At 68.9% G+C, this 24,009-nt stretch carries 27 protein-coding genes; 13 read left to right on the forward strand and 14 right to left on the reverse strand.

Going from position 1 to position 24,009, the window contains the following annotated elements; genetic code table 11:
- Positions 1–66: 66 nt before the first annotated feature.
- The gene (locus ACYQ8K_RS16520) at positions 67–1,125 is read left to right on the forward strand and encodes a DUF4192 domain-containing protein (protein ID WP_459970563.1); all 1,059 of its coding nucleotides are present in this window, start codon (positions 67–69) and stop codon (positions 1,123–1,125) included.
- Positions 1,126–1,195: 70 nt separating this feature from the next.
- Here the strand turns inward: ACYQ8K_RS16520 and ACYQ8K_RS16525 are convergent, their stop codons facing one another.
- From ACYQ8K_RS16525 to ACYQ8K_RS16535, 3 genes are all read right to left on the reverse strand, one after another.
- A complete protein-coding gene (locus tag ACYQ8K_RS16525; protein WP_064951794.1) occupies positions 1,196–1,885 on the reverse strand; it encodes a metal-dependent transcriptional regulator in 690 nt (229 codons plus the stop codon).
- A gap of 130 nt (positions 1,886–2,015) precedes the next feature.
- Positions 2,016–2,975 carry a sigma-70 family RNA polymerase sigma factor SigB gene (sigB, locus tag ACYQ8K_RS16530; RefSeq protein WP_007774892.1) on the reverse strand — a complete coding sequence of 320 codons (960 nt, stop codon included), beginning with the start codon at positions 2,973–2,975 and terminating at the stop codon, positions 2,016–2,018.
- A gap of 167 nt (positions 2,976–3,142) precedes the next feature.
- Positions 3,143–3,577: a DUF3099 domain-containing protein gene (locus ACYQ8K_RS16535; protein ID WP_459970565.1), complete on the reverse strand. Its 435-nt coding sequence runs from the start codon at positions 3,575–3,577 to the stop codon at positions 3,143–3,145.
- A 58-nt stretch (positions 3,578–3,635) separates the two neighbouring features.
- Here ACYQ8K_RS16535 and ACYQ8K_RS16540 point away from each other — a divergent pair, with 58 nt between their 5' ends.
- Positions 3,636–3,875 carry a DUF3039 domain-containing protein gene (locus ACYQ8K_RS16540; RefSeq protein ID WP_064879665.1) on the forward strand — a complete coding sequence of 80 codons (240 nt, stop codon included), beginning with the start codon at positions 3,636–3,638 and terminating at the stop codon, positions 3,873–3,875.
- Here ACYQ8K_RS16540 and ACYQ8K_RS16545 read toward each other — a convergent pair whose 3' ends face one another.
- Complete coding sequence (locus ACYQ8K_RS16545; protein ID WP_459970567.1) at positions 3,876–4,877, reverse strand: YihY/virulence factor BrkB family protein; 1,002 nt, start codon at positions 4,875–4,877, stop codon at positions 3,876–3,878.
- A gap of 67 nt (positions 4,878–4,944) precedes the next feature.
- On the reverse strand, positions 4,945–5,130 hold the full coding sequence (locus ACYQ8K_RS16550) for a DUF7455 domain-containing protein (RefSeq protein WP_459970569.1): 186 nt from the start codon (positions 5,128–5,130) through the stop codon (positions 4,945–4,947).
- A 132-nt stretch (positions 5,131–5,262) separates the two neighbouring features.
- Here ACYQ8K_RS16550 and ACYQ8K_RS16555 point away from each other — a divergent pair, with 132 nt between their 5' ends.
- Positions 5,263–5,643, forward strand: coding sequence for a DUF952 domain-containing protein (locus ACYQ8K_RS16555; protein ID WP_459970571.1), 381 nt, complete (start codon positions 5,263–5,265; stop codon positions 5,641–5,643).
- Here ACYQ8K_RS16555 and ACYQ8K_RS16560 read toward each other — a convergent pair.
- The 3 genes from ACYQ8K_RS16560 to ppgK all read right to left on the reverse strand — a co-directional run bounded on the left by ACYQ8K_RS16560 (position 5,577) and on the right by ppgK (position 8,626).
- Complete coding sequence (locus ACYQ8K_RS16560; RefSeq protein WP_459970573.1) at positions 5,577–6,005, reverse strand: RidA family protein; 429 nt, start codon at positions 6,003–6,005, stop codon at positions 5,577–5,579. The genes ACYQ8K_RS16555 and ACYQ8K_RS16560 overlap by 67 nt on opposite strands.
- A 100-nt stretch (positions 6,006–6,105) precedes the next feature.
- A complete protein-coding gene (locus tag ACYQ8K_RS16565) occupies positions 6,106–7,641 on the reverse strand; it encodes an RNA polymerase sigma factor (RefSeq protein ID WP_459970575.1) in 1,536 nt (511 codons plus the stop codon).
- A gap of 175 nt (positions 7,642–7,816) precedes the next feature.
- Positions 7,817–8,626, reverse strand: a complete 810-nt coding sequence (gene ppgK / locus ACYQ8K_RS16570; protein WP_459970576.1) for a polyphosphate--glucose phosphotransferase — start codon at positions 8,624–8,626, stop codon at positions 7,817–7,819.
- Positions 8,627–8,727: 101 nt separating this feature from the next.
- Between ppgK and ACYQ8K_RS16575 the strand changes: the two genes are divergently transcribed.
- Positions 8,728–9,606 (forward strand): inositol monophosphatase family protein, encoded by an 879-nt coding sequence (locus ACYQ8K_RS16575; protein WP_459970578.1) that lies wholly within the window; start codon positions 8,728–8,730, stop codon positions 9,604–9,606.
- Between the two features lie 8 nt (positions 9,607–9,614).
- Here ACYQ8K_RS16575 and cei read toward each other — a convergent pair whose 3' ends face one another.
- Entirely contained in the window at positions 9,615–10,268 is a 654-nt protein-coding gene (gene cei, locus ACYQ8K_RS16580; protein WP_459970580.1) for an envelope integrity protein Cei, read from the reverse strand.
- Positions 10,269–10,438: 170 nt separating this feature from the next.
- Between cei and ACYQ8K_RS16585 the strand changes: the two genes are divergently transcribed.
- Positions 10,439–10,741 carry a DUF4193 domain-containing protein gene (locus tag ACYQ8K_RS16585; protein ID WP_036468275.1) on the forward strand — a complete coding sequence of 101 codons (303 nt, stop codon included), beginning with the start codon at positions 10,439–10,441 and terminating at the stop codon, positions 10,739–10,741.
- A gap of 4 nt (positions 10,742–10,745) precedes the next feature.
- On the opposite strand, the gene ACYQ8K_RS16590 is transcribed toward ACYQ8K_RS16585, so the two are convergent.
- Positions 10,746–11,231 carry a DUF3093 domain-containing protein gene (locus tag ACYQ8K_RS16590; RefSeq protein WP_459970583.1) on the reverse strand — a complete coding sequence of 162 codons (486 nt, stop codon included), beginning with the start codon at positions 11,229–11,231 and terminating at the stop codon, positions 10,746–10,748.
- A 25-nt stretch (positions 11,232–11,256) separates the two neighbouring features.
- Here ACYQ8K_RS16590 and dut point away from each other — a divergent pair, with 25 nt between their 5' ends.
- Entirely contained in the window at positions 11,257–11,721 is a 465-nt protein-coding gene (gene dut / locus ACYQ8K_RS16595) for a dUTP diphosphatase (protein WP_459970585.1), read from the forward strand.
- On the forward strand, positions 11,721–12,494 hold the full coding sequence (locus ACYQ8K_RS16600; protein WP_459970587.1) for a DUF3710 domain-containing protein: 774 nt from the start codon (positions 11,721–11,723) through the stop codon (positions 12,492–12,494). The genes dut and ACYQ8K_RS16600 overlap by 1 nt, the downstream gene beginning before the upstream one ends.
- Positions 12,495–12,499: 5 nt before the next feature.
- Here ACYQ8K_RS16600 and ACYQ8K_RS16605 read toward each other — a convergent pair whose 3' ends face one another.
- Positions 12,500–13,198 (reverse strand): alpha/beta hydrolase, encoded by a 699-nt coding sequence (locus tag ACYQ8K_RS16605; RefSeq protein WP_459970672.1) that lies wholly within the window; start codon positions 13,196–13,198, stop codon positions 12,500–12,502.
- Positions 13,199–13,335: 137 nt separating this feature from the next.
- Between ACYQ8K_RS16605 and ACYQ8K_RS16610 the strand changes: the two genes are divergently transcribed.
- Both ACYQ8K_RS16610 and ACYQ8K_RS16615 read left to right on the forward strand, forming a co-directional pair.
- Positions 13,336–13,704: an OB-fold nucleic acid binding domain-containing protein gene (locus tag ACYQ8K_RS16610; protein WP_459970589.1), complete on the forward strand. Its 369-nt coding sequence runs from the start codon at positions 13,336–13,338 to the stop codon at positions 13,702–13,704.
- Positions 13,705–13,757: 53 nt separating this feature from the next.
- Positions 13,758–14,414, forward strand: a complete 657-nt coding sequence (locus ACYQ8K_RS16615; protein WP_459970591.1) for a DUF3159 domain-containing protein — start codon at positions 13,758–13,760, stop codon at positions 14,412–14,414.
- On the opposite strand, the gene ACYQ8K_RS16620 is transcribed toward ACYQ8K_RS16615, so the two are convergent.
- Positions 14,415–15,092, reverse strand: coding sequence for a potassium channel family protein (locus ACYQ8K_RS16620; RefSeq protein ID WP_459970593.1), 678 nt, complete (start codon positions 15,090–15,092; stop codon positions 14,415–14,417). It abuts the gene before it with no gap.
- 28 nt (positions 15,093–15,120) lie between these two features.
- Positions 15,121–15,786, reverse strand: a complete 666-nt coding sequence (locus ACYQ8K_RS16625; protein ID WP_112710436.1) for a potassium channel family protein — start codon at positions 15,784–15,786, stop codon at positions 15,121–15,123.
- A 126-nt stretch (positions 15,787–15,912) separates the two neighbouring features.
- Here ACYQ8K_RS16625 and ACYQ8K_RS16630 point away from each other — a divergent pair, with 126 nt between their 5' ends.
- The 4 genes from ACYQ8K_RS16630 to dxs all read left to right on the forward strand — a co-directional run bounded on the left by ACYQ8K_RS16630 (position 15,913) and on the right by dxs (position 22,710).
- Positions 15,913–17,907 carry an APC family permease gene (locus ACYQ8K_RS16630; protein WP_459970595.1) on the forward strand — a complete coding sequence of 665 codons (1,995 nt, stop codon included), beginning with the start codon at positions 15,913–15,915 and terminating at the stop codon, positions 17,905–17,907.
- Positions 17,904–19,130, forward strand: coding sequence for a class I SAM-dependent RNA methyltransferase (locus ACYQ8K_RS16635; RefSeq protein WP_459970597.1), 1,227 nt, complete (start codon positions 17,904–17,906; stop codon positions 19,128–19,130). Before ACYQ8K_RS16630 ends, ACYQ8K_RS16635 begins: the two co-directional genes overlap by 4 nt.
- Before the next feature lie 135 nt (positions 19,131–19,265).
- Positions 19,266–20,729 (forward strand): cation:proton antiporter domain-containing protein, encoded by a 1,464-nt coding sequence (locus tag ACYQ8K_RS16640; RefSeq protein ID WP_459970599.1) that lies wholly within the window; start codon positions 19,266–19,268, stop codon positions 20,727–20,729.
- 55 nt (positions 20,730–20,784) lie between these two features.
- Positions 20,785–22,710 (forward strand): 1-deoxy-D-xylulose-5-phosphate synthase, encoded by a 1,926-nt coding sequence (gene dxs, locus ACYQ8K_RS16645; RefSeq protein ID WP_459970601.1) that lies wholly within the window; start codon positions 20,785–20,787, stop codon positions 22,708–22,710.
- Here the strand turns inward: dxs and ACYQ8K_RS16650 are convergent.
- Positions 22,707–24,008 carry a ribonuclease D gene (locus tag ACYQ8K_RS16650; RefSeq protein ID WP_459970603.1) on the reverse strand — a complete coding sequence of 434 codons (1,302 nt, stop codon included), beginning with the start codon at positions 24,006–24,008 and terminating at the stop codon, positions 22,707–22,709. The genes dxs and ACYQ8K_RS16650 overlap by 4 nt on opposite strands.
- Position 24,009 lies beyond the last annotated feature (1 nt).

A 24,009-nucleotide genomic window follows, 5' to 3' on the forward strand; every position in this document is an offset into this window, starting at 1 on the left:
AGGTCCGCCGCCGCACCCGCACCCGCGCGCACCGGTTGACGGTGGCGGCCGTCAGCGTTGGTGCTCATGACGACGCCTCGAGAAGACTTCGAACTTTCCCGCCCCGGTGCCCTCATCGCCGCGCTGCCGGCCGTTCTCGGCTTCGTTCCCGAAAATTCGTTGGTACTAGTGTCTTTGGGTGACGGGGAACTGGGCTCGGTGATGCGCGTCGACCTCTCCGAGGAACTTGTCGATCGGGTGGAGCACCTGGCGGAGGTCGCCGCAGCGGCGGCCCCGGAGGCCGTGATCGCGGTGATCGTCGACGCGGACGGGGCTTACTGCCCCAGCTGCAACGAGGAATACCGGCAGCTGGCGGCGGCGCTCGCAGAAGCCTTGGCGCAGCACCACATTGAGCTATGGGCCACACACGTGGTCGACCAGGTGGCCCTCGGCGGCCGCTGGCACTGCGCCGAGGGCTGCGGATCGAGCGGCCTGGTCGACGATCCCGCGGCCTCCCCGCTGGCCGCCGCGGCGGTGCTGGAAGGCAGACGGCTCTATCCGCGGCGTGCCGACCTGCGGGCGGTCATCGCGCCCGACGACCCGGCGCGCAGCACCGCGCTGGCCGACGCGGTGCGGCAGCAGGCCACCCGGCGCCGGGCGGCGCATCGTGCGCATCCGGTCCGCTGCACCCGCGGCGATGTGGAGGCGGCGATGGCGGCCGCCGCCCGGGTCGCGGCCGGGGAATGCCTGTCCGACGCGGAGATGGCGACGCTGGGCTGTGCGCTGACCGACGCGCAGGTGCGCGACATCCTGTATGCGCTCGCGATCGGGGAGAGCGCCGGCGAGGTCGAGTCGCTGTGGGCGCTGCTGGCGCGCACGCTGCCGCCGCCGTGGCGGGTCGAGGCCCTGGTGCTGATCGCGTTCAGCGCGTACGCCCGCGGCGACGGCCCGCTCGCGGGCGTGTCGCTGCAGGAGGCGCTGCGCTGTGCGCCCGACCACCGGATGGTGGGCATGCTCGACACCGCGTTGCAGTCGGGTCTGCGGCCCGAGGACATTCGGGACCTGGCGCTGACCGGCTACCGACTGGCCAAGCGGTTCGGCGTGCAGCTACCGCCGCGACGGCCGTTCGGGCGCAGGGCGGGGTAGTGGCGATCGCGAGCGCGGCCCCGGGCGAAGCGGGGCGCCGCAGTCGCGGGGTGGAAACGAACGGCCCGGGTCAGACCTTTTCGACCTTGACCGCGTGCGCCATCTCGTGTGGCAGGGTGACGTTCTCGTGGCCCGGAATGACGATGGTCACCCCGGCGGAGCCGTTCTCGACGGTGACGCGCGCGTTCGGGACCACGCCGGCGTCCTTCAGGCGTGAGATCAGGTCGATGTCGCCCTGGACGTGCTCGGTCAGCTGGCGGACCACCACGGCCACCGGCGCGCCGGCGGGCAGCTCGGTCAGCCGGACCAGGGGGCCGTCTTCGGACCAGGACTCGGGGCCCACGCCCAGGTCCAGGAGCCCCGGGATCGGGTTGCCGAAGGGCGAGGTGGTCGGGTTGTTGAGCACCTTCACCAGGCGCCGCTCGACGTCCTCGCTCATCACGTGCTCCCAGCGGCACGCCTCGGCGTGGACCTCTTCCCAGGGCAGGCCGATGACGTCGACCAGGAGACGTTCGGCGAGGCGGTGCTTGCGCATCACGGAAATGGCCAGCGCCCGGCCCTTGTCGGTGAGCTCCAGGTGGCGGTCGCCGGCCACGTGAAGTAAACCGTCCCGCTCCATGCGCGACACGGTTTGGCTGACAGTCGGCCCGCTCTGATCGAGGCGTTCGGCGATGCGGGCACGTAGCGGCGTCACGCCCTCTTCTTCGAGGTCGTAGATGGTCCGCAAGTACATCTCGGTGGTGTCAACCAGGTCGTTCATTCAGCACCCTCCGTCGACGCTGAGTCTACTTGGCCAGCTGCGTGAATGGTTGCAACGCGTCGGCCGCAAGCAGTATGCCCGCCGCTGACGCGGCGGGCATACCGTCCTGCTACCTAGCTTGAGTGAGCCATTAGCTCGCGTACGACCGTAGCCTGTCGGCGCGCTCCCCGTTGCGGAGTTTGGACATTACGTCGCGCTCGATTTGGCGGACCCGCTCGCGGGACAGGCCGAACAGCTTGCCGATCTGGTCGAGCGTGCGCGGCTGGCCGTCGTCCAGGCCGAAACGCAACCGGATGACCTGGTGCTCACGCTCATCGAGGGTGGCCAGCACGCTGCGGATGTCGGTGTGCAGCAGCTCGGCGATCACCGCGTTCTCGGCGGACATCGCCTCGGCGTCCTCGATGAAGTCGCCCAACGGGGCCTCCTCCTCGGAGCCGACGGGCATGTCCAGGCTTACCGGGTCGCGGCTGTGCTCGAGCAGGTCGTTGATCTTCTCGACCGGGATGCCGGACTCGGCGGCCAGTTCCTCGTCGGTCGCCTCGCGGCCCAGGTTCTGGTGCATCTCGCGCTTGATCCGCGCCAGCTTGTTGACCTGCTCCACCAGATGGACCGGCAGCCGGATGGTGCGGCTCTGGTCGGCCATGCCGCGGGTGATGGCCTGACGGATCCACCACGTCGCGTAGGTCGAGAATTTGAATCCCTTTGTGTAGTCGAACTTTTCCATCGCGCGGATCAGCCCGAGGTTCCCCTCCTGGATCAGGTCCAGCAGCGGCATGCCGCGACCCGTGTACCGCTTGGCCAGCGACACCACCAGACGCAGGTTCGCTTCCAGCAGGTGGCGGCGCGCCGCCTGACCGTCGCGAACCACGGCCTCCAGATCACGTTTGCGGTTCTCCCCGAGGCGCTTACGCGTTGCAAGCAGGTGTTCGGCGTAAAGCCCGGCTTCGATGCGCTTGGCGAGTTCGACTTCGCCGGCCGCATTGAGAAGCGCCGTCTTACCGATTCCGTTGAGATATACGCGCACTAGGTCCGCTGCGGGGCTTTGAGCATCCAGATCGCCGTCAAATCTGCTCGTGCTGGCGTTCGCCATAGCGACCTCCCGTTCGGCTTTGTTCTGTCATCGAGTTCAACGACAGATCAGCTCTGAGAGTTCCCAGCGATTCGCCATCTCACACGTCTTGACGTGCAGAAATGTGCCGCAGACCTGAGAATGTCCTGAGAAGTCCGCCCGGGCGGCACCTTCAGCAGAAACGACGGCTAACTGTGATCGGTTCCGCCCCGCGCGCCCGGAGGCCACTCCGGCTGCGGGCGCTGCGGGGCTTCGAGCGCGCGACGTTCGGCCCGAGGGAACAGGGGGGTGCGCTGGCGGGCGTTGTCGAACCGGCGCGGCTCGTCGGCACTGCGCGGCGGCCGGTCGTTCGCGATCAAAACGGCCATCCACGGCAACGGGATTGACAGCGCCACGATCGCCAGGGAGATCAGCCCGTTGTGCCACGCGCCGTAGGCGACCGCGGCCAGGATGAGCGCCGGGATCCGGAAAGCCATCAACGTCAGGTACTTACGGACGCGAGCACGGTGTTGCTCCTCATACGAGGTCGCTGCGGCGGTGATGAGTACAGGGCGGCCCTTGTGGCCGTCAAAGTCATCGAACCCCGGGTCGGAGCCGTGCTTCATTTCTCCACTGTCCCACAACTGGCCGATTCCGGCTCAGGCGGTTTCCGGGCCCGCGGGGCAGTGCACAATGTCAGGTATGCAGACCCAAACGATCGAACGCACCGAGACCGACGAACGCGTCGACGACGGGACCGGCAGCGACACCCCGAAGTACTTCCACTACGTCAAGAAGGACAAGATCGCCGAGAGCGCGGTGATGGGCAACCACGTCGTGGCGTTGTGCGGCGAGGTTTTTCCCGTCACCAAGGCGGCCAAGCCGGGCTCACCGGTCTGCCCGGACTGCAAGCAGATCTACGACCGGATGAAGAAGGGCTGATCAGCCCGGCGGCTCCGCCGGCGCGACATCGCGCTGTTGCGTCGCGGGGTTCGCAATCGGGCTGGCGAGGGTCTCCACGGTCCGCTTCAGAGCAGGTGACCGCGTGAACAACCATTTGCGCAGCCGGTGGGCGTGCGTCCGGGGTGCGGGGAATTCCTCCTGGACCGCCGCATTGAGCTCGGCGCCGAGCATGATCGCGAAGCCGCCGAAGAACGCGAACAACAGGAACGCGATGGGCGTGGAGAGCGCGCCGTAGGTGTAGCCGGTGCTGGTGATCCATCCCAGGTAAAAGCGCAGGCCGAGCGTCGCGGTGACGAATACGGTGGTCGCCAGCATCGCGCCCAGGATCAGCCGGTGCGACGGCAACGGCTCGGGGAGTGCGACCCGGTACAGGATCATCACCCCGATCGTCAGCGCCACGATCAGCGCCGGGTAGTAGCCGTAGCGCAGCACGTTGGACAGGCCTAGCGGGATGTGCTCACCCACCTTGCGCGGGCCCATCACCACCAGCGGCGCCGTCGCCACCACGAACACCAGCATCACCACGTAGAGGAACAGCGCGAACAGGCGCTGGCGCACCGGGTGGCGCAGCGGCGTCTGGTCGTGCGCCTCGACCACGGAGTCGACGAACGCGGAGATGGCCGACGACCCCGCCCACAACGAGATGATGAACCCCAGCGACACCACCTCGCCGCGGGCGTTGTTGGCGATGTCCCGGACGGTCGGCTCGATGATCTCGTTGACCACGCTGCGGGAGAACACGCTGTGTGCGGTCGAAATCAGCTGACGCAGGATGCTGGGCAGCATGTCGGGGCCGAACAGCGGCGCCACATAGGCCAAGGTGCCCAGCATCCCTAGCAGCAACGGCGGCAGTGACAACGCCGACCAGAAACCAGCCTGAGCCGACTCCGAAAAAATCGAGTCGTCCCAACTCTTGGAAAGAGTCCTCTTGGTGATCCGCCAAATGTGATGGCGCGACGGCTTCGCGACCTGCTCGCTCATACCCGTCCAGCATTACCGAAGATCGCTCGCACCGCCCACATTGGCGAGGGGCGAGTTCGGCTGCGGGCTAGCTTTCGCTGAACTCCAGCACCGCGTCCAGCTGGGTCAGCTTCGCCTCGTGCTCGTTGGCGTGATGCTGGCAGAAGAGAAGCTCCAGTCCTGAAGGCAGCTTGGCGCGTACCCGAGCCGCAGCACCGCAGCGGTCGCAGCGGTCAGCGCGGGTCAGTTCTGGACTCGTCAGAGTTGCATTCATGGCTTCTCCGTTCTCTTGCATTCACTTTCTCAGACGTATGGCGTTTTCGCCTTGTTCCCCGATCGTTATCGGGTGTGTCGTTTCTCACGGGCTGGTCAGGTTTGGTGCGGGCGTCTCTAGGGTGTCGAAGTTGTGACCTTCGTTCCTGACGTCCTGGTGCATCTGTGCGGAACCGAGCAGTGGGCGCGGGCACGCCGGGTGGGCGCCATCCACCCGGACGCCGCCGGCGGAGGCGAGTTCATCCACCTGTCGATGCCGGAGCAGGTGCACCTGCCGGCCAACCGGCTCTACCGCGGTCGTGACGACCTGGTGCTGTTGCACATCGACCCGGCCCGGCTTACCGCGCCGGTGCGGTGGGAACCGGGGGTAGCAACCGATCCCGAGTCCATGTTGTTCCCGCATCTGTATGGCCCCCTGCCGGTGGCCGCTGTGGTCCGGGTCAGCGCCTACCCGCCGGCCGACGACGGCTCCTTCGCGCCGGTCTCCGGCGACGCGGCCGGGGAGTCCACGTAGGCGTCGGCCTCGATCTCGATCAGCAGCTCGGGCGCGATCAGCGCCGAGACTTCGACCATGGTGGCCGCAGGTCGTATCGCCCCGAAGACCTGCTCGTGCACGCCTGCCACCTCGCGCCAGCGCGAGATGTCGGTGACGTAGATGCGGGTGCGCACCACGTCGGTGAGGCCGGCACCTGCTTGGTGCAACGCAATCTTGATGCGGCGCAACGCATCTCGGGCCTGGGCGGCGATGTCGCCGGCGGGCCCGGTGCCGGTTGTGCCGGCCACCGCCACGTGCGGGCCGACCCGCACCGCGCGCGAGTAGCCGACGGCCGATTCGAAGTCGGATGCTGACGAGACGAGGGTGCGCTCCGCGGACATGGACGTCACCGTACGGCGGCGGCGCGGCGGCCGCAGCCGAATTTCAGCGGTCCTCGAGATAGCTTGTGGCGCAGCCGCTTTCGACCGGCGGCCGACTCATCTAGTCCAGGTAGTCGCGCAGCACCTGAGACCGGCTGGGGTGGCGCAGCTTCGACATCGTCTTGGACTCGATCTGGCGGATGCGCTCACGGGTCACGCCGTAGACCTGCCCGATCTCGTCGAGGGTACGGGGCTGGCCGTCGGTGAGGCCGAAACGCAGCCGCACTACGCCCGCCTCGCGTTCCGACAGCGTCTCCAGCACCGACTGCAGCTGGTCCTGCAGCAGCGTGAACGACACCGCGTCCACGGCCACGACGGCCTCGCTGTCCTCGATGAAGTCGCCCAGCTGGCTGTCGCCCTCGTCGCCGATGGTCTGGTCCAGCGAGATCGGCTCGCGCGCGTATTGCTGGATCTCCAGCACCTTTTCGGGCGTGATGTCCATTTCCTTGGCCAGCTCCTCGGGCGTGGGCTCGCGGCCCAGGTCCTGCAGCAGCTCGCGCTGGATACGGCCCAGCTTGTTGATGACCTCGACCATGTGCACCGGGATGCGGATGGTGCGGGCCTGGTCGGCCATGGCGCGGGTGATGGCCTGACGGATCCACCACGTCGCGTACGTGGAGAACTTGTAACCCTTGGTGTAGTCGAACTTCTCGACCGCGCGGATCAGGCCCAGGTTGCCCTCCTGGATGAGGTCCAGGAACGCCATGCCGCGGCCGGTGTAGCGTTTGGCCAGCGACACCACCAGTCGCAGGTTGGCTTCCAGCAGGTGGTTTTTCGCGCGGTCGCCGTCGCGGCAGATCCACACCATGTCGCGGCGCTGGGCGGCAGGCAGTTTGTCGCCGCGCTCGGTCATTTCGGTCATCAGCTGCGTGGCGTACAGCCCGGCCTCGATCCGCTTGGCCAGCTCGACCTCTTCCTCGGCGTTGAGCAGCGCGACCTTACCGATCTGCTTGAGGTAGGCGCGAACCGAGTCGGCGGAGGCTGTCAGCTCGGCATCCTTGCGCGCCTGCCGCAACGCCTCGGATTCGTCCTCGTCCCACACGAAATCGCCGGAGGCCTTGTCCTTTTCGCTGGGCTCGGCGATTTCCTCGTCGTCCTCCGCGGCGGCCTCGCCGGCCTTGGCCGCGGGCTTCGCGGCGGCTTCTTCGTCAGCCTCGGCCTCGTCGGAGTCGGCGTCGGCCTCGTCGGCCTCTTCGCCGTCGGCCGCTACGTCGTCCTCGAGGTCGTCGAGGCTGAGGTCGGCGTCGATCTCGAGGTCGTCGCCGGGCTCACCTTCGAGGTCTGGTTCGTTGTCGAGATCCTCGACGGCACCGTCGGAATCGAGGGCGTCCGGATCCGCCGGCCCGCCCTTGGCCGCTTTCGTTCCGCGCGCCGACGGGGCCTTGGCGCCCTTGGCCACGGCGCGGGTCTTCTTGTGGTCGGCGGCCGCACCGGCCTCGGACTTGGTGGACGGCGATGCTGCCTTGGCGGCCCGCTTCGCGGGTGCCGATCCGTTGGCGGCCTTGGCCGCCGGTCGCTTGGCGGGGGACGACGGAGACTTCGTGGCGGTGCGTTTCACCGGCCCATCCGTCGCCGGGCTTGCTTTCGTCGCTGCCACTTACACCCCTTCGTTTGGGCTCACCTTCGGTGGGTATTGGGCATGGTTAACCGAAAGTGTCTGCTATGTCGATGTCGGCGTTGGTATCAGCGTGGTAGGTGCACGCTATCGGTTGGGCATTCGCCGAGGACCATTGTAACGACAGTGCGCGGTACTACGGCTCTGCCGGGCGAAATCAGTGGGTCACGTCCGAGGTGGCGGCCATGGCCGCGCCGACGATTCCGGCGGTGTTGAGCAGGGCCGCGGCCACCACCGGGGTGCGGTTGGTCAGCAGCGGCACCCATTTGTCGGCCTTGCGGCTGATTCCGCCGCCCGCGATGAACAGGTCCGGCCACACCGCGTTCTCGATGCTCACCAGCACTTTGGTCACCTGCTTGGCCCACTTCTCGTAGGACCAGTCGTTCTTCTCCTTCACCGAGGACGCCGCCCGCTGCTCGGCCTCCTTGCCGCCGACCTCGAGATGGCCGAACTCAGTGTTGGGTATCAGCGTCCCGTTGTGAATCACCGCGGAGCCGATCCCGGTGCCGAAGGTCAGCAACACCACCAGGCCGGACTGGCCCTTGCCCGCGCCGTAATGCTCCTCGGCCAGCCCGGCCGCGTCGGCGTCGTTGAGGACGGTGACCTCCTGACCGTTCAGCTCGGCGCTGATGATGTCGCGCGCGTTGCTGCCGATCCAGGCCTTGTCCACGTTGGCCGCCGTCTGCACCACGCCGTGGGTGACGACACCGGGATAGGTCACTCCGAGCGGGCCGGTCCACTCGAAGGCGTTGACCACCTGGGCGATGGTCTTGGCCACCGCCGAGGGCGTCGCGGGCTGCGGGGTCAGCAGCTTGACCCGCTCGCCGATCAGCTGCCCGGTGTCCATGTCGACGATGCCGCCCTTGATGCCGCTGCCGCCGACGTCGATGCCGAATCCGCGACGCTGCGGCCTGCCGTCGGCGACGGCGGTGCCGGGCGTGTCCGTGGTCGAGTCGGTGCTGGTCATCGAATCTCCTCGGCGTGACTGGGCTGTCCGCCCACCTTAGCGCCGCGGCGGTGTCGCCCGTGGCGTCTGCGCGACCGCGGCGACTGTGATGCGATAGACCGGTGACCCCTTCCGATGACGAGCTCGTACGGCTGCGCTCGGTCGCCGAAACCTTGGCCACGGAGGCCGCGGCGTTCGTGCGGCGTCGGCGGGCAGAGGTTTTCGGCGCCGAGGTGGGCGGCGTGCACAACCCGGACAGTGGCGCGGTGCGCTCGAAGAGCACCCCGACCGACCCGGTGACGGTGGTGGACACCGAAACGGAACGGCTGTTGCGCGACCGGCTGGCCGAATTACGGCCCGGGGACCCGATTCTCGGCGAGGAGGGCGGCGGGCCCGCCGATCCGGCGGGCACCCCGGCCGGATCGATCACCTGGGTGCTCGATCCGATCGACGGCACAGTGAATTTCGTCTACGGCGTCCCCGCCTACGCGGTGTCGGTCGGTGCGCAGGTCAACGGCGAGTCGGTGGCCGGTGCGGTCGCCGACGTTGTGGGACACCGGGTGTACTCGGCGGCGCTGGGCCTGGGCGCACATGTGACCGACGACGAGGGGACGCAGCTGTTGCAGAGCTCCGCCGTCGATGATTTGTCGATGGCGTTGCTGGGCACCGGTTTCGGCTATTCGCGGCAGCGCCGCGCGGCGCAGGCGGCGCTGTTGGCCCGGATGCTGCCCGTGGTCCGCGACGTCCGTCGCATCGGTTCGGCCGCGCTGGATCTGTGCATGGTCGCCTCGGGCCGGCTCGACGCCTACTACGAGCACGGCCTGCAGGTGTGGGATCGCGCCGCCGGTGGGCTGATCGCCGCGGAGGCGGGGGCCCGGGTGGTGCTGCCCGCGCCCGGCGTGAACGGGGCCGGCCTGGCGCTGGCCGCCGCGCCCGGCATCGCCGACGAGCTGCTGGCCGTCCTGGAGCGGTTCGGCGGCCTGGATCCGATTCTGGATTGACCGCCCCCTCAGCAGCTGCTGGCGTGAATCTTGGCCAGCAGCGTGGGATCTGAGGGCTCGGTGGCGCCGGGACGCAGGGTGGCGAGCACCGCGTCGATGTCGTCGTTGTGGGCCAACGCGCTGAAGTCCGTGCCCAGGGAGAGGTCGACGGAATCGTCGGCGCGGTTGTCGTTGAACAGCTCGGTGCAGGGCGCCACCAGCCACACGGCCGCCGCGGTGGCCTGCCCGGCGGTGCCGAAACGGATCTGGCCCTGGCAGGTGAGTCTGGTGCCCGCATAGAGGGGGTCGTTGGCGGCGGTCGGCTGGGCGAAACCGAGGTCTTTCATCGCCCCCGCCACATCGCCGGCCTGTCCGCCCCGGCCGCTGGCGTTGAGGACGCGAACCTTGGTGTCGGCGAGCTTGGCGGGTGTGACGTCCATCATGGCGCTGCGCGATACCTGCTCGCCGAGCTGGGCCGGCGACGCGCCGGCCGCGGCCTGGGGCGGGGGATTGCACACCGCGGCCTCGTGCACCTTGGCGGGCCGGGTCAGCGCGATCGTCCAGATCACGCCGGTGGCCACCGCGAGCAGCACCACCACGACGATGGCCGGCCGGGGGTTACGCCGCCGAAAAGGCCGACCGTGCTTGTCAAAGGCTGTACCCTCGGTGATTTGCGTGACCACAGCTGCACTCTAAACCCACTGTTCAGACACGAGCGCAAGGGTAAAAATAGTGGTGTGATGCAAATCACACCTTAATGGGCCGCGATACGGGCACGAATCGTTTGGTGGATGCGTTCGACGCTGGTACAAAGCGATGCTTGGATAACGAGGGCATGTGAGGGGATAGGGCAATGCCTACCGATTACGACGCTCCACGGCGTACCGAGACCGATGACGTTTCGGAGGACTCGCTGGAGGAGCTCAAAGCGCGACGGAACGAGGCGGCTTCGGCCGTCGTCGATGTCGACGAGTCTGAATCCGCTGAGAACTTTGAACTGCCTGGTGCCGACCTGTCGGGTGAAGAACTGTCGGTGCGTGTGATCCCGAAGCAGGCCGACGAGTTCACCTGCTCGAGCTGCTTTTTGGTGCAACACCGCAGTCGGCTGGCCAGTGAGAAGAACGGCGTGATGATCTGTACCGACTGCGCGGCCTGATCGGTCAGCTGCGTAATGCCGACAACACCCGCTCCGGGTGACGGCAGCTCACCAGCCAGTACGGCGTCGGATCGTCCGGATCGTCGAGTACGGCCAGGATCATCGGCCCCACCCATGCCCTGTGCAGCACGTACGCCGCTGGGTCGAGCTGCCGGCCCAGGGCGGCGGACTTGGCCGAGGGCGCTATCTCCGCGGACCGGGAGATCACGGTGACCGGCAGGTGCGCCTGGCCGGCCCACAGCTGCACCTCGCCCGGCGCCGCGGGGTCGGCGGTGACCCGGATCTCGATGCGGCCCAGCCACAGCAGCGCCGCGGCCGCGACCGCGAACAGCGCTGCGTATGGCCACCACGACGACGCGCGGGTGACGCCCATGTTGAATTCGAAGGCGATGATCGCGGCCAGCGCGAAGGCCGGTGGCCACCACCACCACGGGACCCACAATCGTTCGCGATACCGCACGTTGTGCGGCGCGACGCGCGTATCGGACACGCAGTCAAGGGTAGTCTGTGGCCCCGTGTCGACCAGTCTGGCCATCGTCCGTCTTGACCCCGAGCTTCCGCTGCCCAGCCGCGCCCACGAGGGCGATGCCGGGATCGATCTGTTCAGCGCCGAAGACGTCAAACTGGAGCCCGGGCGGCGCGCCCTGGTGCGGACGGGGGTGGCTGTCGCCATCCCGTTCGGAATGGTCGGCTTGGTGCATCCACGCTCGGGACTGGCTGCGCGAGTTGGACTTTCGATCGTCAACAGTCCGGGTACCATCGACGCGGGCTATCGCGGCGAGATCAAGGTTGCGCTGATCAACCTCGACCCGGCCGAGCCGATCGTGGTGCACCGCGGCGATCGCATCGCCCAGTTGTTGGTGCAGCGAGTCGAATTAGTGGAGTTGGTCGAGGTGTCGTCGTTCGACGAGGCCGGGCTGGCCGAAACATCCCGTGGCGATGGTGGTCACGGTTCCTCCGGCGGACATGCGAGTTTGTGATGGCATTCGGTAGACGCACACCCAAAGACGACGACGCCTCCGGCGCCGACACTGCGGCGGCCGGCGAGGTCGCGGCCCCCGGCGCCGACGAGCCGGCTCCCGAGGAGCTCGAGGGCCCGTTCGACATCGAGGACTTCGACGACCCCGCGGTCGCGGAGCTGGCGCGGCTCGACCTGGGCTCGGTGCTGATCCCCATGCCCGAGGCCGGCCAGCTGCAGGTCGAGCTCACCGAAACCGGTGTGCCGAGCGCGGTCTGGGTCGTGACGCCCAACGGGCGCTTCACCATTGCCGCCTACGCCGCGCCCAAGACCGGCGGCCTGTGGCGCGAAGTGGCCGGCGAGCTCGCCGAATCGCTGCGCAACGACTCGGCCCAGGTCAGCATCAAGGACGGCCCGTGGGGTCGCGAGGTGGTGGGCACCGCGACCGGCGTGGTGCGCTTCATCGGCGTCGACGGGTACCGCTGGATGATCCGCTGCGTCATCAACGGCCCGCACGAGACGATGGAAGCGCTGGAGCAGGAGGCGCGAGCGGCGTTGGCGGACACCGTGGTTCGGCGCGGCGACACGCCACTTCCGGTGCGTACGCCGCTGACCGTGCAGCTACCCGAGCCGATGGCGCAGCAGCTGCGCGAGGCCGCCGCCGCCCAACAGGCCGCGCAGCAGGACGACGCCGAACAGGCCGAGGGGCAGCAGGTGCCGCCCAACGAGCCGGCCGCGCGCCGCGGCGTCGACGGGTCGGCCATGCAGCAGCTGCGCACCACCACCGGCGGCTGAGCCGGCTACAGCTCGGCCAGCGCGCTCAGGCAGGCCGCCCCCAGGGCGGCCGGGTCCGCGCCGATCTGGTCCAGCGTCACCGTCCGCAGCGCCGCGCGCGGCGCTGCGGCGACCCAGTCGAGCCCGGCCTGCAACGGATGGATCGGATCGTCGACCGCGGACGCCACGCCCAGCGGCGCGGCCAGCCCGGCCAGCTCGTCGCAGCTGGGAGCGACGTAGGCGGCCGCCTCCTCCATGGCTTCGGGCAGATGCGGCCACTGGGCGCCCCACGACCGGGTCAGCTCGTCGGCCAGCCAGGGCGGGCTGGACGCCCGCATCTGGGTCGTGGTCGCCGCCAGCCCGTCGGCGCGCAGCTGTGACGCCGAATGCCGCGCCGCAAGCGCCGCGGGCGCGGCCCCGGGCGCGCCCGCCCAAGCCGGCAGCGCGGCCAGCACCGCGACCGTCCGGTCGGGATGCGCCAGCGCCCACGCGGCCGCCACCGCGGCGCCGATCGAGACGCCGCCCACAGCGATCGGCCCTTCGTGGCCCGCGTCATCCAGGGCCGCCAGGTAGCCCTCGACCAACCGGTCGGGCCGCGGCGGCGGGGTCAGCAGCAGCGCGCCCAGCTCGGACAGCGGACCTGAAAATGCCCGGTGAACGTAGTCGTCGTCGGAGCCGGTTCCGGGCAACAACACCGTCGTGACACCGCGCAGATCGACCACCACCTCTTGATAGTGCCCTGCCGTTTCGTCGCGTTCCAACACGACGTTTGAGTCGGTTGGCGCTGGGGAACCAAGAGGTCTACGGTGTCCGTTGGCATAAATGGAAGCGTCGAGGCTTATCAGCATTGTCAGGAGTGGCCATGGGGGCCCAAGGGTATCTGCGCCGGCTCACCCGTCGGTTGACGGAGGATCCGGAGCAGCTCGACTCGGAGGAACTGTCCGACGAGGTCGCGAACACCGGCGCGCAACGCGCGATCGACTGCGAGCGTGGCCAAGAGGTCACGATGGTGGGCACGCTCCGTAGCGTCGAGTGCAACGGCAGGGCCTGCGCCGGCGGAGTGCGCGCCGAATTCTTCGACGGCAGCGACACCGTCACCCTGGTATGGCTGGGACAGCGCCGCATCCCGGGCATCGACTCCGGCCGCACCCTGCGAGTGCGTGGGCGCCTCGGCAAGCTGGAGAACGGAACCAAGGCGATCTACAACCCGCACTACGAAATTCAGCGGTGACCGACCCCCACGATCTGGGGGCAACCCCGCGGGAGTCGGGCGCATCGGAACGAATGACCTCTAACCGCATCAACCCGGAACGTCTGCTGGCACAGGCAGGCGGGGTCAGTGGTGTCATCTACTCGTCGCTGCCGGTGGTGGTGTTCGTCGTCGCCTCCAGCGTGTCGGGACTGGTGCCCGCGATCGTGGCCGCGCTGGCGGTGGCCGCGCTGATCCTGGTGTGGCGGCTGATTCGCCGCGAATCCCCGCAACCGGCGTTCTCCGGCTTCTTCGGTGTCGCGCTGTGCGCGCTGATCGCCTATGTGCTGGGGGAGTCCAAGGGCTACTTTTTGCTCGGCATCTGGATGTCGTTGGTGTGGGCTGTGGTGGTCGCGGCGTCGGTACTGATCCGCCGTCCGCTGGTCGGCTACGGGTGGAGCTGGGCCACCGGCCGTGGCGACGGCTGGCGCCAGGTGCCCCGGGCCGTCTACGCGTTCGACATCGCCTCGGTGGGCTGGGTGCTGGTGTTCGCCGCCCGGTTCGTGGTTCAGGGGCTGCTGTATGACGCCGACCGGACCGGCTGGCTGGCGGTGGCGCGGATCGCGATGGGCTGGCCGCTGACCGTGCTGGCCGCGTTGGCCACCTACGCGGCGATCAAGTCGGCGCAACGGGCCATCGCCGCCACGGGCGCCCCCGCGGTCGACGTGGAACCCGGCGCCGTCACCGACTGATCAGCCGCCGGCCGGGTCGTGGCTGCCCAAGAGCAGCTTCTGCAGGTCCTCTTCCGCCTCGGCAACCGCGACGAACAGCAGCTCGTCACCGCCCTCCAGTGGCTCGTCCTCCTCGGGCACGATCACCCGAGGGCCGCGCAGGATCGTCACCAGCGAGGTGTTCCGCGGCAGTTGCAGTTTGCGCACCGGCTTGCCGCCCCACGGCGTGTCGTCGGGCAGCGTGATCTCGACCAGGTTGGCCTGCCCCTTGCGGAATTCCATCAGCCGCACCAGATCGCCGACGGCGACGGCCTCTTCGATGAGCGACGCCAGCATGCGCGGCGTCGACACCGCCACGTCGACCCCCCAGGCATCGGTGAACAGCCATTCGTTGCGGGGGTCGTTGACCCGCGCCACCACCCGCGGCACCGCGAATTCGGTCTTGGCCAAAAGGCTCAGCACGACGTTGGCCTTGTCGTCGCCGGTCGCGGCCACCACCACGTCGAACTCCTGCAGGTGCACCGACTCCAGCAGGCTCAGCTCGCAGGCGTCGCCCAGTCGCCAGTGCGCGGCCGGGATGGCGTCCACGTCGACGTGATCGGGGTTGCGTTCGATCAGCGTCACATCGTGGCCGTTGCCGATGAGTTCGCGGGTGACCGAGCGGCCGACCGCGCCGGCGCCGGCTACAGCTACCTTCATCTGCGCCGCTCCTCAACACTCGAATTCATCACAGGTCTTCGCTGGGTGGTAGGGCGGCGATGGCCACCGCCTCGGCGGCGCGGCCGGAGATCGCGGCGACATACACCTGGTCACCGGCCTGGATAACCGATTTCGGTTCCGGCAACACGCCGGCCCCGAAGCGGATGAGGAACGCCACCCGGGCGCCGGTGGCCTGCTCGAGGTCGGTGACCCGGTGCCCGATCCAGTCCTCGTGCAGGACGACCTCGGACACCGCGACGGTGCCGGTCGGATCGCGCCACTTGGCCGTCTCGCTCTCGCGCAGCAACGCGTTGAGCAGGCGGTCGGTGGTCCAGGGCACGGTCGCGATCGTGGGAATGCCCAGCCGTTCGTAGACCTCGGCGCGCTTGGCGTCATAGATGCGGGCCACCACCCGCTTGACGCCGAACGTCTCCCGGGCCAGCCGCGCAGAGATGATGTTGGAGTTGTCGCCGGAGGACACCGCGGCGAACGCGTCCGCTTCCTCGATCCGGGCCCTCAGCAGCACATCTCGGTCGAATCCCTGCCCCAGCACCCGTTCGCCGGCGTATTCGGGGCTGAGCCGGTTGAACGCCGTGCTGTCACGGTCGATGACCGCGACGTCGTGCCCGATGCGGGAGAGCCCGTCGGCGACCGAGGAACCCACCCGGCCGCAGCCCATCACCACTACTCGCAACTTGAGGTCCTCTCGACCGCGTCCTGCGCCCTTCTCCGGCAACCCACATCGGCCAGCCGTTTCGGTCGGCGAACATTGTCCTACGAACGCTACCGCCAAACCCGTCTGGGCTTACTCTTGGCTCTCGTGTCCAAACTTTCAACCGCCACCCGTCGGTTGCTTATCGGTCGGCCGTTTCGCAGCGACCGGCTGAGTCACACACTGCTGCCCAAGCGGATCGCCTTGCCGGTGTTCGCCTCCGACGCGCTGTCCTCGGTTGCGTACGCGCCCGAGGAGGTCTTCCTGATGCTCTCGGTGGCCGGGGTGACGGCGTATGCGCTGACACCGTGGATCGGGCTGGCGGTGGCCGCGGTCATGCTGGTGGTGGTCGCCAGCTACCGGCAGAACGTTCACGCCTACCCGTCCGGCGGCGGCGACTACGAGGTGGTCACGACCAATCTCGGCGACACCGCCGGGCTCGTGGTCGCCAGCGCGCTGATGGTGGATTACGTTCTGACCGTTGCGGTCTCGACGGCGTCGGCGATGGCGAACATCGGCTCGGCGATCCCGATCGTGGCCCAGCACAAGGTGTTCTTCTGTGTGGTGTCCATCCTGCTGGTGATGGCGCTGAACCTGCGCGGCGTGCGCGAGTCCGGGTTGGCGTTCGCCATCCCGACCTATGCGTTCATCATCGGCGTGCTGGTGATGATCGGCTGGGGCCTGTTCCGGATCTTCGTGCTGGGCAATCCGCTGCGGGCCGAATCCGCCGGATTCCAGATGCACTCGGCGCACGGCCAGGTCGTCGGTTTCGCGCTGGCGTTCTTGGTGGCCCGGTCGTTCTCGTCGGGGTGTGCGGCGCTGACGGGTGTCGAGGCGATCAGCAACGGGGTGCCGGCGTTCCAGAAACCCAAGTCGCGCAACGCGGCGACCACCCTGCTGATGCTGGGCGGCATCGCGGTGGCGCTGCTGATGGGAATCATCGTGCTGGCCCAGCAGATCGGCGTCCAGCTCGTCGAGGACCCCGCCACGCAGCTGGGCGGGGCGCCGAAGGATTACTACCAGAAGACCCTGGTCACCCAGCTGGCGCAAACGGTGTTCGGCAGCTTCCACATCGGGTTCCTGCTGATCGCCACGGTGACCGCCCTCATCCTGGTGCTGGCCGCCAACACCGCCTTCAACGGGTTCCCGGTGCTCGGCTCGATCCTGGCGCAGCACAGTTATCTGCCGCGCCAATTACACACCCGCGGAGACCGATTGGCGTTCTCCAACGGGATCCTGTTCCTGTCCGGGGCGGCGCTGCTGGCGATCATCGCGTTCCGCGGCGAGGTCACCGCGCTGATCCAGCTCTACATCGTCGGCGTGTTCATTTCGTTCACCCTGAGTCAGATCGGCATGGTGCGGCACTGGACCCGGTTGCTGCGCACCGAAACCGATCCGCGGGCGCGGCGCAAGATGATGCGCTCGCGGGTGGTCAACACGGTCGGATTGCTGTCCACCGGCGCGGTGCTGCTGGTGGTCCTGGTGACCAAGTTCCTGTCGGGGGCATGGATCGCGCTGTTTGCGATGAGCCTGCTGTTCGGACTCATGAAAATGATTCACCGGCACTACAACACCGTGAACCGCGAACTGGCGGAGCAGGCCGCCGCCCAGGACGACGTGGTGCTGCCCAGCCGCAATCACGCTGTGGTGCTGGTGTCGAAGCTGCACCTGCCGACGCTGCGCGCGCTGGCCTACGCCAGGGCCACCCGGCCCGACGTTCTGGAGGCCGTGACGGTCAGCGTCGACGACGCGGAAACCCGCGAACTGGTACACAAGTGGGAAGAAAGCGATATCAGCGTCCCGCTCAAGGTCATCGCCTCGCCGTATCGTGAGGTCACCCGTCCCGTCCTGGACTACGTCAAGCGGGCCCGGGAAGAGTCGCCGCGCACCGTGGTGACGGTGTTCATTCCGGAGTACGTGGTGGGCCACTGGTGGGAGCAGGTGCTGCACAACCAGAGCGCTCTACGACTCAAGGGCCGCTTGCTGTTCATGCCGGGCGTCATGGTGACTTCGGTTCCGTGGCAACTGAGTTCGTCGGAGCGGCGCAAGACCCTGCAGCCGCATGTGGCGCCGGGTGACGCGCGTCGGGGAATCTTCGATTGACCCGCGAATCGACGCGCCCGCCGCGCGCGGCCCCGCCCGCAGTAGGGGAGCTGACTCTGACCACCGAGGCCCCGGCCAACGGGGGAAGTTGCGTCGCGCACCACGAAGGCCGTGTGGTGTTCGTCCGGTACGCGCTGCCCGGTGAACGGGTGCGTGCCCGGGTCACCGCGGATCGCGGATCCTATTGGCACGCAGAGGTTATCGAGGTCATCGACGCGGCGCCCGGCCGTATCGCGTCGCTGTGCCCCATCGCCGGGGTGGACGGCGCCGGCTGTTGCGACCTGGCGTTCGCCGACCCCGAGGTGACCCGCACGCTCAAGGCCGAGGTCGTGGCCAACCAGCTCGAGCGCCTTGGCGGGCATGCGTGGAGCGGAGAGGCCGAGCCGCTGGCGGATTCCGCGCCGACGGGGTGGCGCACCCGCGTCCGGCTCGACGTAGGCCCCGACCGTCGCCCGGGCTTTCACCGGTACCACAGCGAGGATTTGGTGACCGACCTGCGTTGTGCGCAGCTGCCGACGGGCATGCTCGACGGGATCGCCGACCTCGAGTGGCCGCCGGCCGCCCAGCTGCACGTGGCCGTGGACGACGACGGCACGCGGCACGTGGTGCGCACGCTGCGGCAGGGCAGGCAGACCGCGACCAAGGTGATGGAGGGTCGCTACGAGGCGGTGCAGCGAGTGGCCGGGCGCAGCTGGCAGGTGCCGGTGACCGCGTTCTGGCAGGCGCACCGCGACGCGGCCGCCGTGTACAGCGAGCTGGTCGCCGACTGGGCGCAACTGGGCACCGGCATGCGCGCGTGGGATTTGTACGGCGGCGCCGGCGTTTTCGCCGCGGTGCTCGGCCACGCCGTGGGCCCGTCCGGGCGGGTGCTCAGTGTCGACACCTCGCGCGCGTCGACCCGGGCCGCCCGGGTCGCCCTGGCCGACCTGACGCAGGTGCACGTCGTCACCGACTCGGTGCGACGGGCGCTGGCGGTGCAGCGCGGGCGCGCCGACGTGGCGGTGCTGGATCCGCCGCGGGCGGGTGCCGGGCGCGAGGTCATCGATCTGCTGGCCGCCGCCGGCATTCCGCGGGTGGTGCATATCGGTTGTGAGGCAGCATCTTTCGCCCGCGACATCGGGACCTACCTCGGCCACGGTTACACCATGGAGAAGATCAGGGTGTTCGACGCCTTCCCGCTGACGCATCACACGGAATGCGTCGCGCTGCTGACCCGCAGGTGAAGGTGAGGTTGGGAGTCCGGCTAAACTCCGTTGCGGTGTGCCGGGAAGTCTGGTCGGCGTGACGTTGTCGACCAACCGAAAGGCTCGGGTGCCTACCACCAGAGATCGCGACACGACCGTCGAGTCGCGGCCATCGTGAGCGAAACAATTCGTTACGCGCTCGTCGTCTTGTTATCCAGCGCAGTCGGTTTGGTCGCGGTGCTGGCGAACCGTCTCACCGAGCGGGTGAAGATCCCGGTGGCCCTGCTGGTGCTCGTCGGAGCCGCCGTGGCGGTGCGCGCGCTGCCGGCGCTGCAGCCACCGTCCGAGCGGACCGTGGAGCGGGTGATCACCATCGCGCTGGTGTTGGTGTTGTTCGACGGCGGCATGCATATCGGGCCGGCGCGCTTTCGCGCGGCGGCCGTCCCGATCCTGTCGGTGGGCGTCCTGGGAACCGCGCTCACTGCCGTCGGGGCGGCGCTGATGGTGCACTACGTCTGCGGAATCGGCTGGTTTCCGGCGGTGCTCGTGGCCACTGCCGTGGCTCCCACCGATCCCGCGGTGGTCTTCTCTGTGCTGGGCAAACGCGAGATCAGGGGTCGCAGCAGCACGATCCTGGAGGGCGAGTCCGGTGCCAACGATCCGGTCGGCATCTCCTTGATGTCGAGCCTGATCGCCGCTGGTGGTCTCAGCGCGGCCGGATTCGCCGGCGTGGGAACCCAATTCGTCCTGCAAATGGCGATCGGCCTGGCGGTCGGGGTGGTCGGCGGCCGTGCCCTGCTCGCGTTCATGCGCCGGGTGGCATTGCCGAGCGAAGGTCTGTACTCGCTGCGAACGTTGGCATCCTGCCTGATGTTGTACGGCATCGCCACGCTGACGCACGGCTCGGGATTCCTGGCGGTGTTCGTCGCCGGCATCGTGATCGGCGACGCTCGCGCGCCGTACAAGCCGGAGATCAAGCGTTTCCACGCTGCCCTGGCCGGACTGGCTGAAATCGTCGCGTTTGCCGTTCTGGGTTTGACCGTAGACCTCAATGTGCTTGCCCATCGCGATGTTTGGATTCCGGGGCTGGTCCTCGGTTTTGCCTTGACGGTGGTGATCCGGCCGTTGGCGGTGGGGTCGAGCCTGGTGCGCGTCCGGCTCGAGCGAAACGAACGCATCTTCGTCCTCTTCGCCGGGCTCAAGGGTGCGGTGCCGATTCTGCTGGGCGAATTCCTGCGGGCCGCGCACGTCGCCGACGCTGAACGCCTCTACGGCATCGTCGTCGTCGTCGTGATTTTCTCGGTCCTGGTGCAGGGCGGTTCCGTGCCGGGTGTCGCTCGACTGTTACGTCTGCCCATGCGCACGGTCGAGACCCAGCCGTGGGAAATCGGTGTCCGGCTCGCGGACGAACCGCAGGGGGTCCATCGCTTCAGCGTTGCCCCAGGGTCCGAGGCGCAGGGGTGCACGGTCGAGGGGCTGGGCGATCGTGTCGGCGACATCTGGGTGAGCATCGTGGTCCGGACCACCGGCCTGGTGCCGGTGCGGGGCGACACCGAACTCCAGGCCGGCGACGAGGTGGTCATCCTGGCGGATCCCGAACTTCACGCCACCCTGGCCGACCTCTTCGGCCCGCCTTAAGCCGGCCGCCGGCCGCTTCCCTGGTGTGCTCGCCGCCGCTGCGTAGACTGACTGAATGCTGGAACAGATCCGTGGGCCCGCCGATCTGCAGCACCTTTCCCAACACGAAATTCGCGAACTGGCCGCCGAGATTCGCGAGTTCCTGATTCACAAGGTCGCTGCCACGGGGGGACACCTGGGGCCGAATCTGGGCGTGGTCGAGCTGACGCTCGCCCTGCATCGGGTGTTCGACTCGCCCCACGATCCGATCATCTTCGACACCGGCCATCAGGCCTACGTGCACAAGATGCTGACGGGCCGCTCGCACGAGTTCGAGAGCCTGCGCAAGAAGGGTGGGCTGTCCGGCTACCCGTCGCGCGCCGAGAGCGAGCACGATTGGGTGGAATCGAGCCACGCCAGCGCGTCGTTGTCGTACGCCGACGGCCTGGCCAAGGCCTTCGAGCTGAGCGGGCACCGCAACCGGCACGTGGTCGCGGTGGTCGGCGACGGCGCGCTCACCGGCGGCATGTGCTGGGAGGCGCTGAACAACATCGCCGCCTCGGGCCGCCCGGTCATCATCGTGGTCAACGACAACGGCCGCAGCTACGCCCCGACGATCGGCGGTGTGGCCGACCACCTCGCCTCGCTGCGGCTGCAGCCGGTCTACGAGCAGGCGCTGGAGAAGGGCCGCGACGCGCTGCGCGCGCTGCCGCTGGTCGGCAAGATCGCCTACCGGGTCATGCACAGCGTCAAGGCCGGCATCAAGGACTCGCTGTCACCGCAGCTGATGTTCACGGATCTGGGCCTGAAGTATGTCGGCCCGGTCGACGGTCACGACGAACGCGCGGTGGAGGCCGCGCTGCGGCACGCCCGCGGCTTCGGCCGCCCGGTGATCGTGCACGTGGTGACCCGCAAGGGGATGGGCTTCGCGCCGGCCGAGGACGACGAGGCCGAACAGATGCATTCGTGCGGCGTCATCGACCCGGTCACCGGCCAGGCCACCAGCATCGCCGGCCCCGGCTGGACGGCGACGTTTTCCGACGCCCTCATCGGCTATGCCCGCAAGCGCCGCGACATCGTGGCCATCACCGCGGCCATGCCCGGCCCTACCGGGCTGAGCCCGTTCGGGCAGCAGTTCCCGGACCGGTTGTTCGACGTCGGCATCGCCGAGCAGCACGCGATGACGTCGGCCGCCGGCCTGGCCATGGGCGGCATGCACCCGGTGGTGGCCATCTATTCGACGTTCCTCAACCGGGCCTTCGACCAGATCATGATGGACGTGGCGCTGCACGAGCTGCCCGTCACGATGGTGCTCGACCGGGCGGGGATCACCGGTTCGGACGGCGCCAGCCACAACGGCATGTGGGACATGTCGATGCTGGGCATCGTGCCCGGCATGCGGGTGGCCGCACCGCGGGACGCCACCCGGTTGCGCGAGGAACTCGGTGAGGCGCTCGACGTCGACGACGGCCCCACGGCGCTGCGCTTCCCCAAAGGCGATGTGGGCGAGGACATCCCGGCGATCGAGCGTCGCGGAGCGGGCATCTCGGGCGTCGACGTGCTCGCGGTCCCGGCGGCCGGATGCAACCACGACGTGCTGCTGATCGGCGTCGGCGCGTTCGTGCCGATGGCGCTGGCGGTGGCCAGGCGGCTACAAGACCAGGGGATCGGCGTCACGGTCGTCGACCCTCGCTGGGTGCTGCCGGTCTCGGAGAGCATTCTCGAATTGGCGGCCCAGCACAAGCTCGTCGTGACTTGCGAGGACAACGGGGTCAACGGCGGGGTGGGCTCGGCGGTGTCCGCCGCGCTGCGCCGCGCCGACATCGACGTTCCATGCCGCGACGTCGGGCTGCCGCAGCAGTTCTACGAGCACGCCTCGCGCGGTGAGCTGCTGACGGATCTGGCGCTGACCGACCAGGACGTGGCCCGCCGCATCACCGGTTGGGTCGCCGCGCTGGGCAGCGGCGTCGCCGAAGCGGAGATCCGCGAGCACCTCGACTAGTCAGCGGGCTCGGTGCCTTCCGGCGCCTGCAGCGCCCGGGCCAGAACCCGATCCACCAATTCCCGCTGCCACGGCCGCGCCTGCCCGGCGCGCAGGAACGTCTCGACGGCGTCGTACGGATCGGGCGCGGGCACCCAGTCCCAGCACAGCCGTCGCACCAGGTCCGGCGAGACCAGGTTCTCAATGGGGACGTGGACCCGCTCGGAGACCTCGGACAGCGCCGAGCGCGCGGCCTCCAGCCGGGCGGCGGCCTCCGGTTTGCGCCTGCTCCACCGTGCCGGCGGCGGCGGACCGTTCGGCGGCTCGCTGTCCGCGGGTGGGTTCTTGTTCCGCCGGGCCTCGTCCAGCGCGCCCAGCCACGTCGCGGCGCTGCGCCGCTGATTGCGGCCACCGAACACCGGCAACGCGACGAGCTCCTCGACGGTCGTCGGGTTGGCCAGGGCGGCGTCGATGATGGCCGAGTCGGGCAGAATGCGGCGCGGCGCGATGTCGCGGCGTGCCGCGATCCGGTCGCGCGTCAACCACAGCTCGCGGACCGCGGCCAGGCCACGCTGATCGCGCACCCGATGAATGCCCGACGTTCGCCGCCACCGGTCCCGGCGCGCGGCGGCGCCCGGGTCTTTCGTGCCCGCGTCGCGCAGGTAGTCGAATTCCTGTGCGGCCCAATCGGTTTTGCCCTGCTCGGCCAGGACGTCGGCGATCGCGTCCCGCAGCTCGATGAGCAGTTCCACATCCAGCGCGGCGTAGTTGAGCCACTCGGCGGGCAGTGGCCGCTTGGACCAGTCGGCCGCGCCGTGCCCCTTGGCCAGCCCGAAGCCCAGCAGCCGCTCGACCATGGTCGCCAGGTTCACCCGCTCGAACCCGGCCAGCCGCCCGGCGAGCTCGGTGTCATACAGCGCAGGCGGCCGCATGCCCACCTCGGCCAGACACGGCAGGTCCTGATCGGCGGAGTGCAGGATCCATTCGTCGCTGCCCAGCACCTCGGCCACCGGCCGCAGCGCCTGCAGCGGGTCGGCGCCGTGGCTGACCGGATCGATCAGCACGGTGCCGGAACCGGCCCGGCGGATCTGGATCAGGTAGGCCCGGTTGGAGTAGCGGAAGCCCGACGCCCGCTCGGCGTCCACCGCGAAGGGCCCGTGCCCGCGGTCCAGGCGCTGCGCGGCGGCCTCGATCTCGTGCACGCTCACCGAGATGGGCGGGACGCCCTCGGAGGGTTGCGGCAGCGGGGTGGGGGCGGGGTCGGTGCCCACGTCGCCGGGCGCGCTGCCGCCTGGCCCGTCGGCCGACGGTTCGCCCATG

The organism is Mycobacterium sp. MUNTM1, from assembly GCF_054660795.1.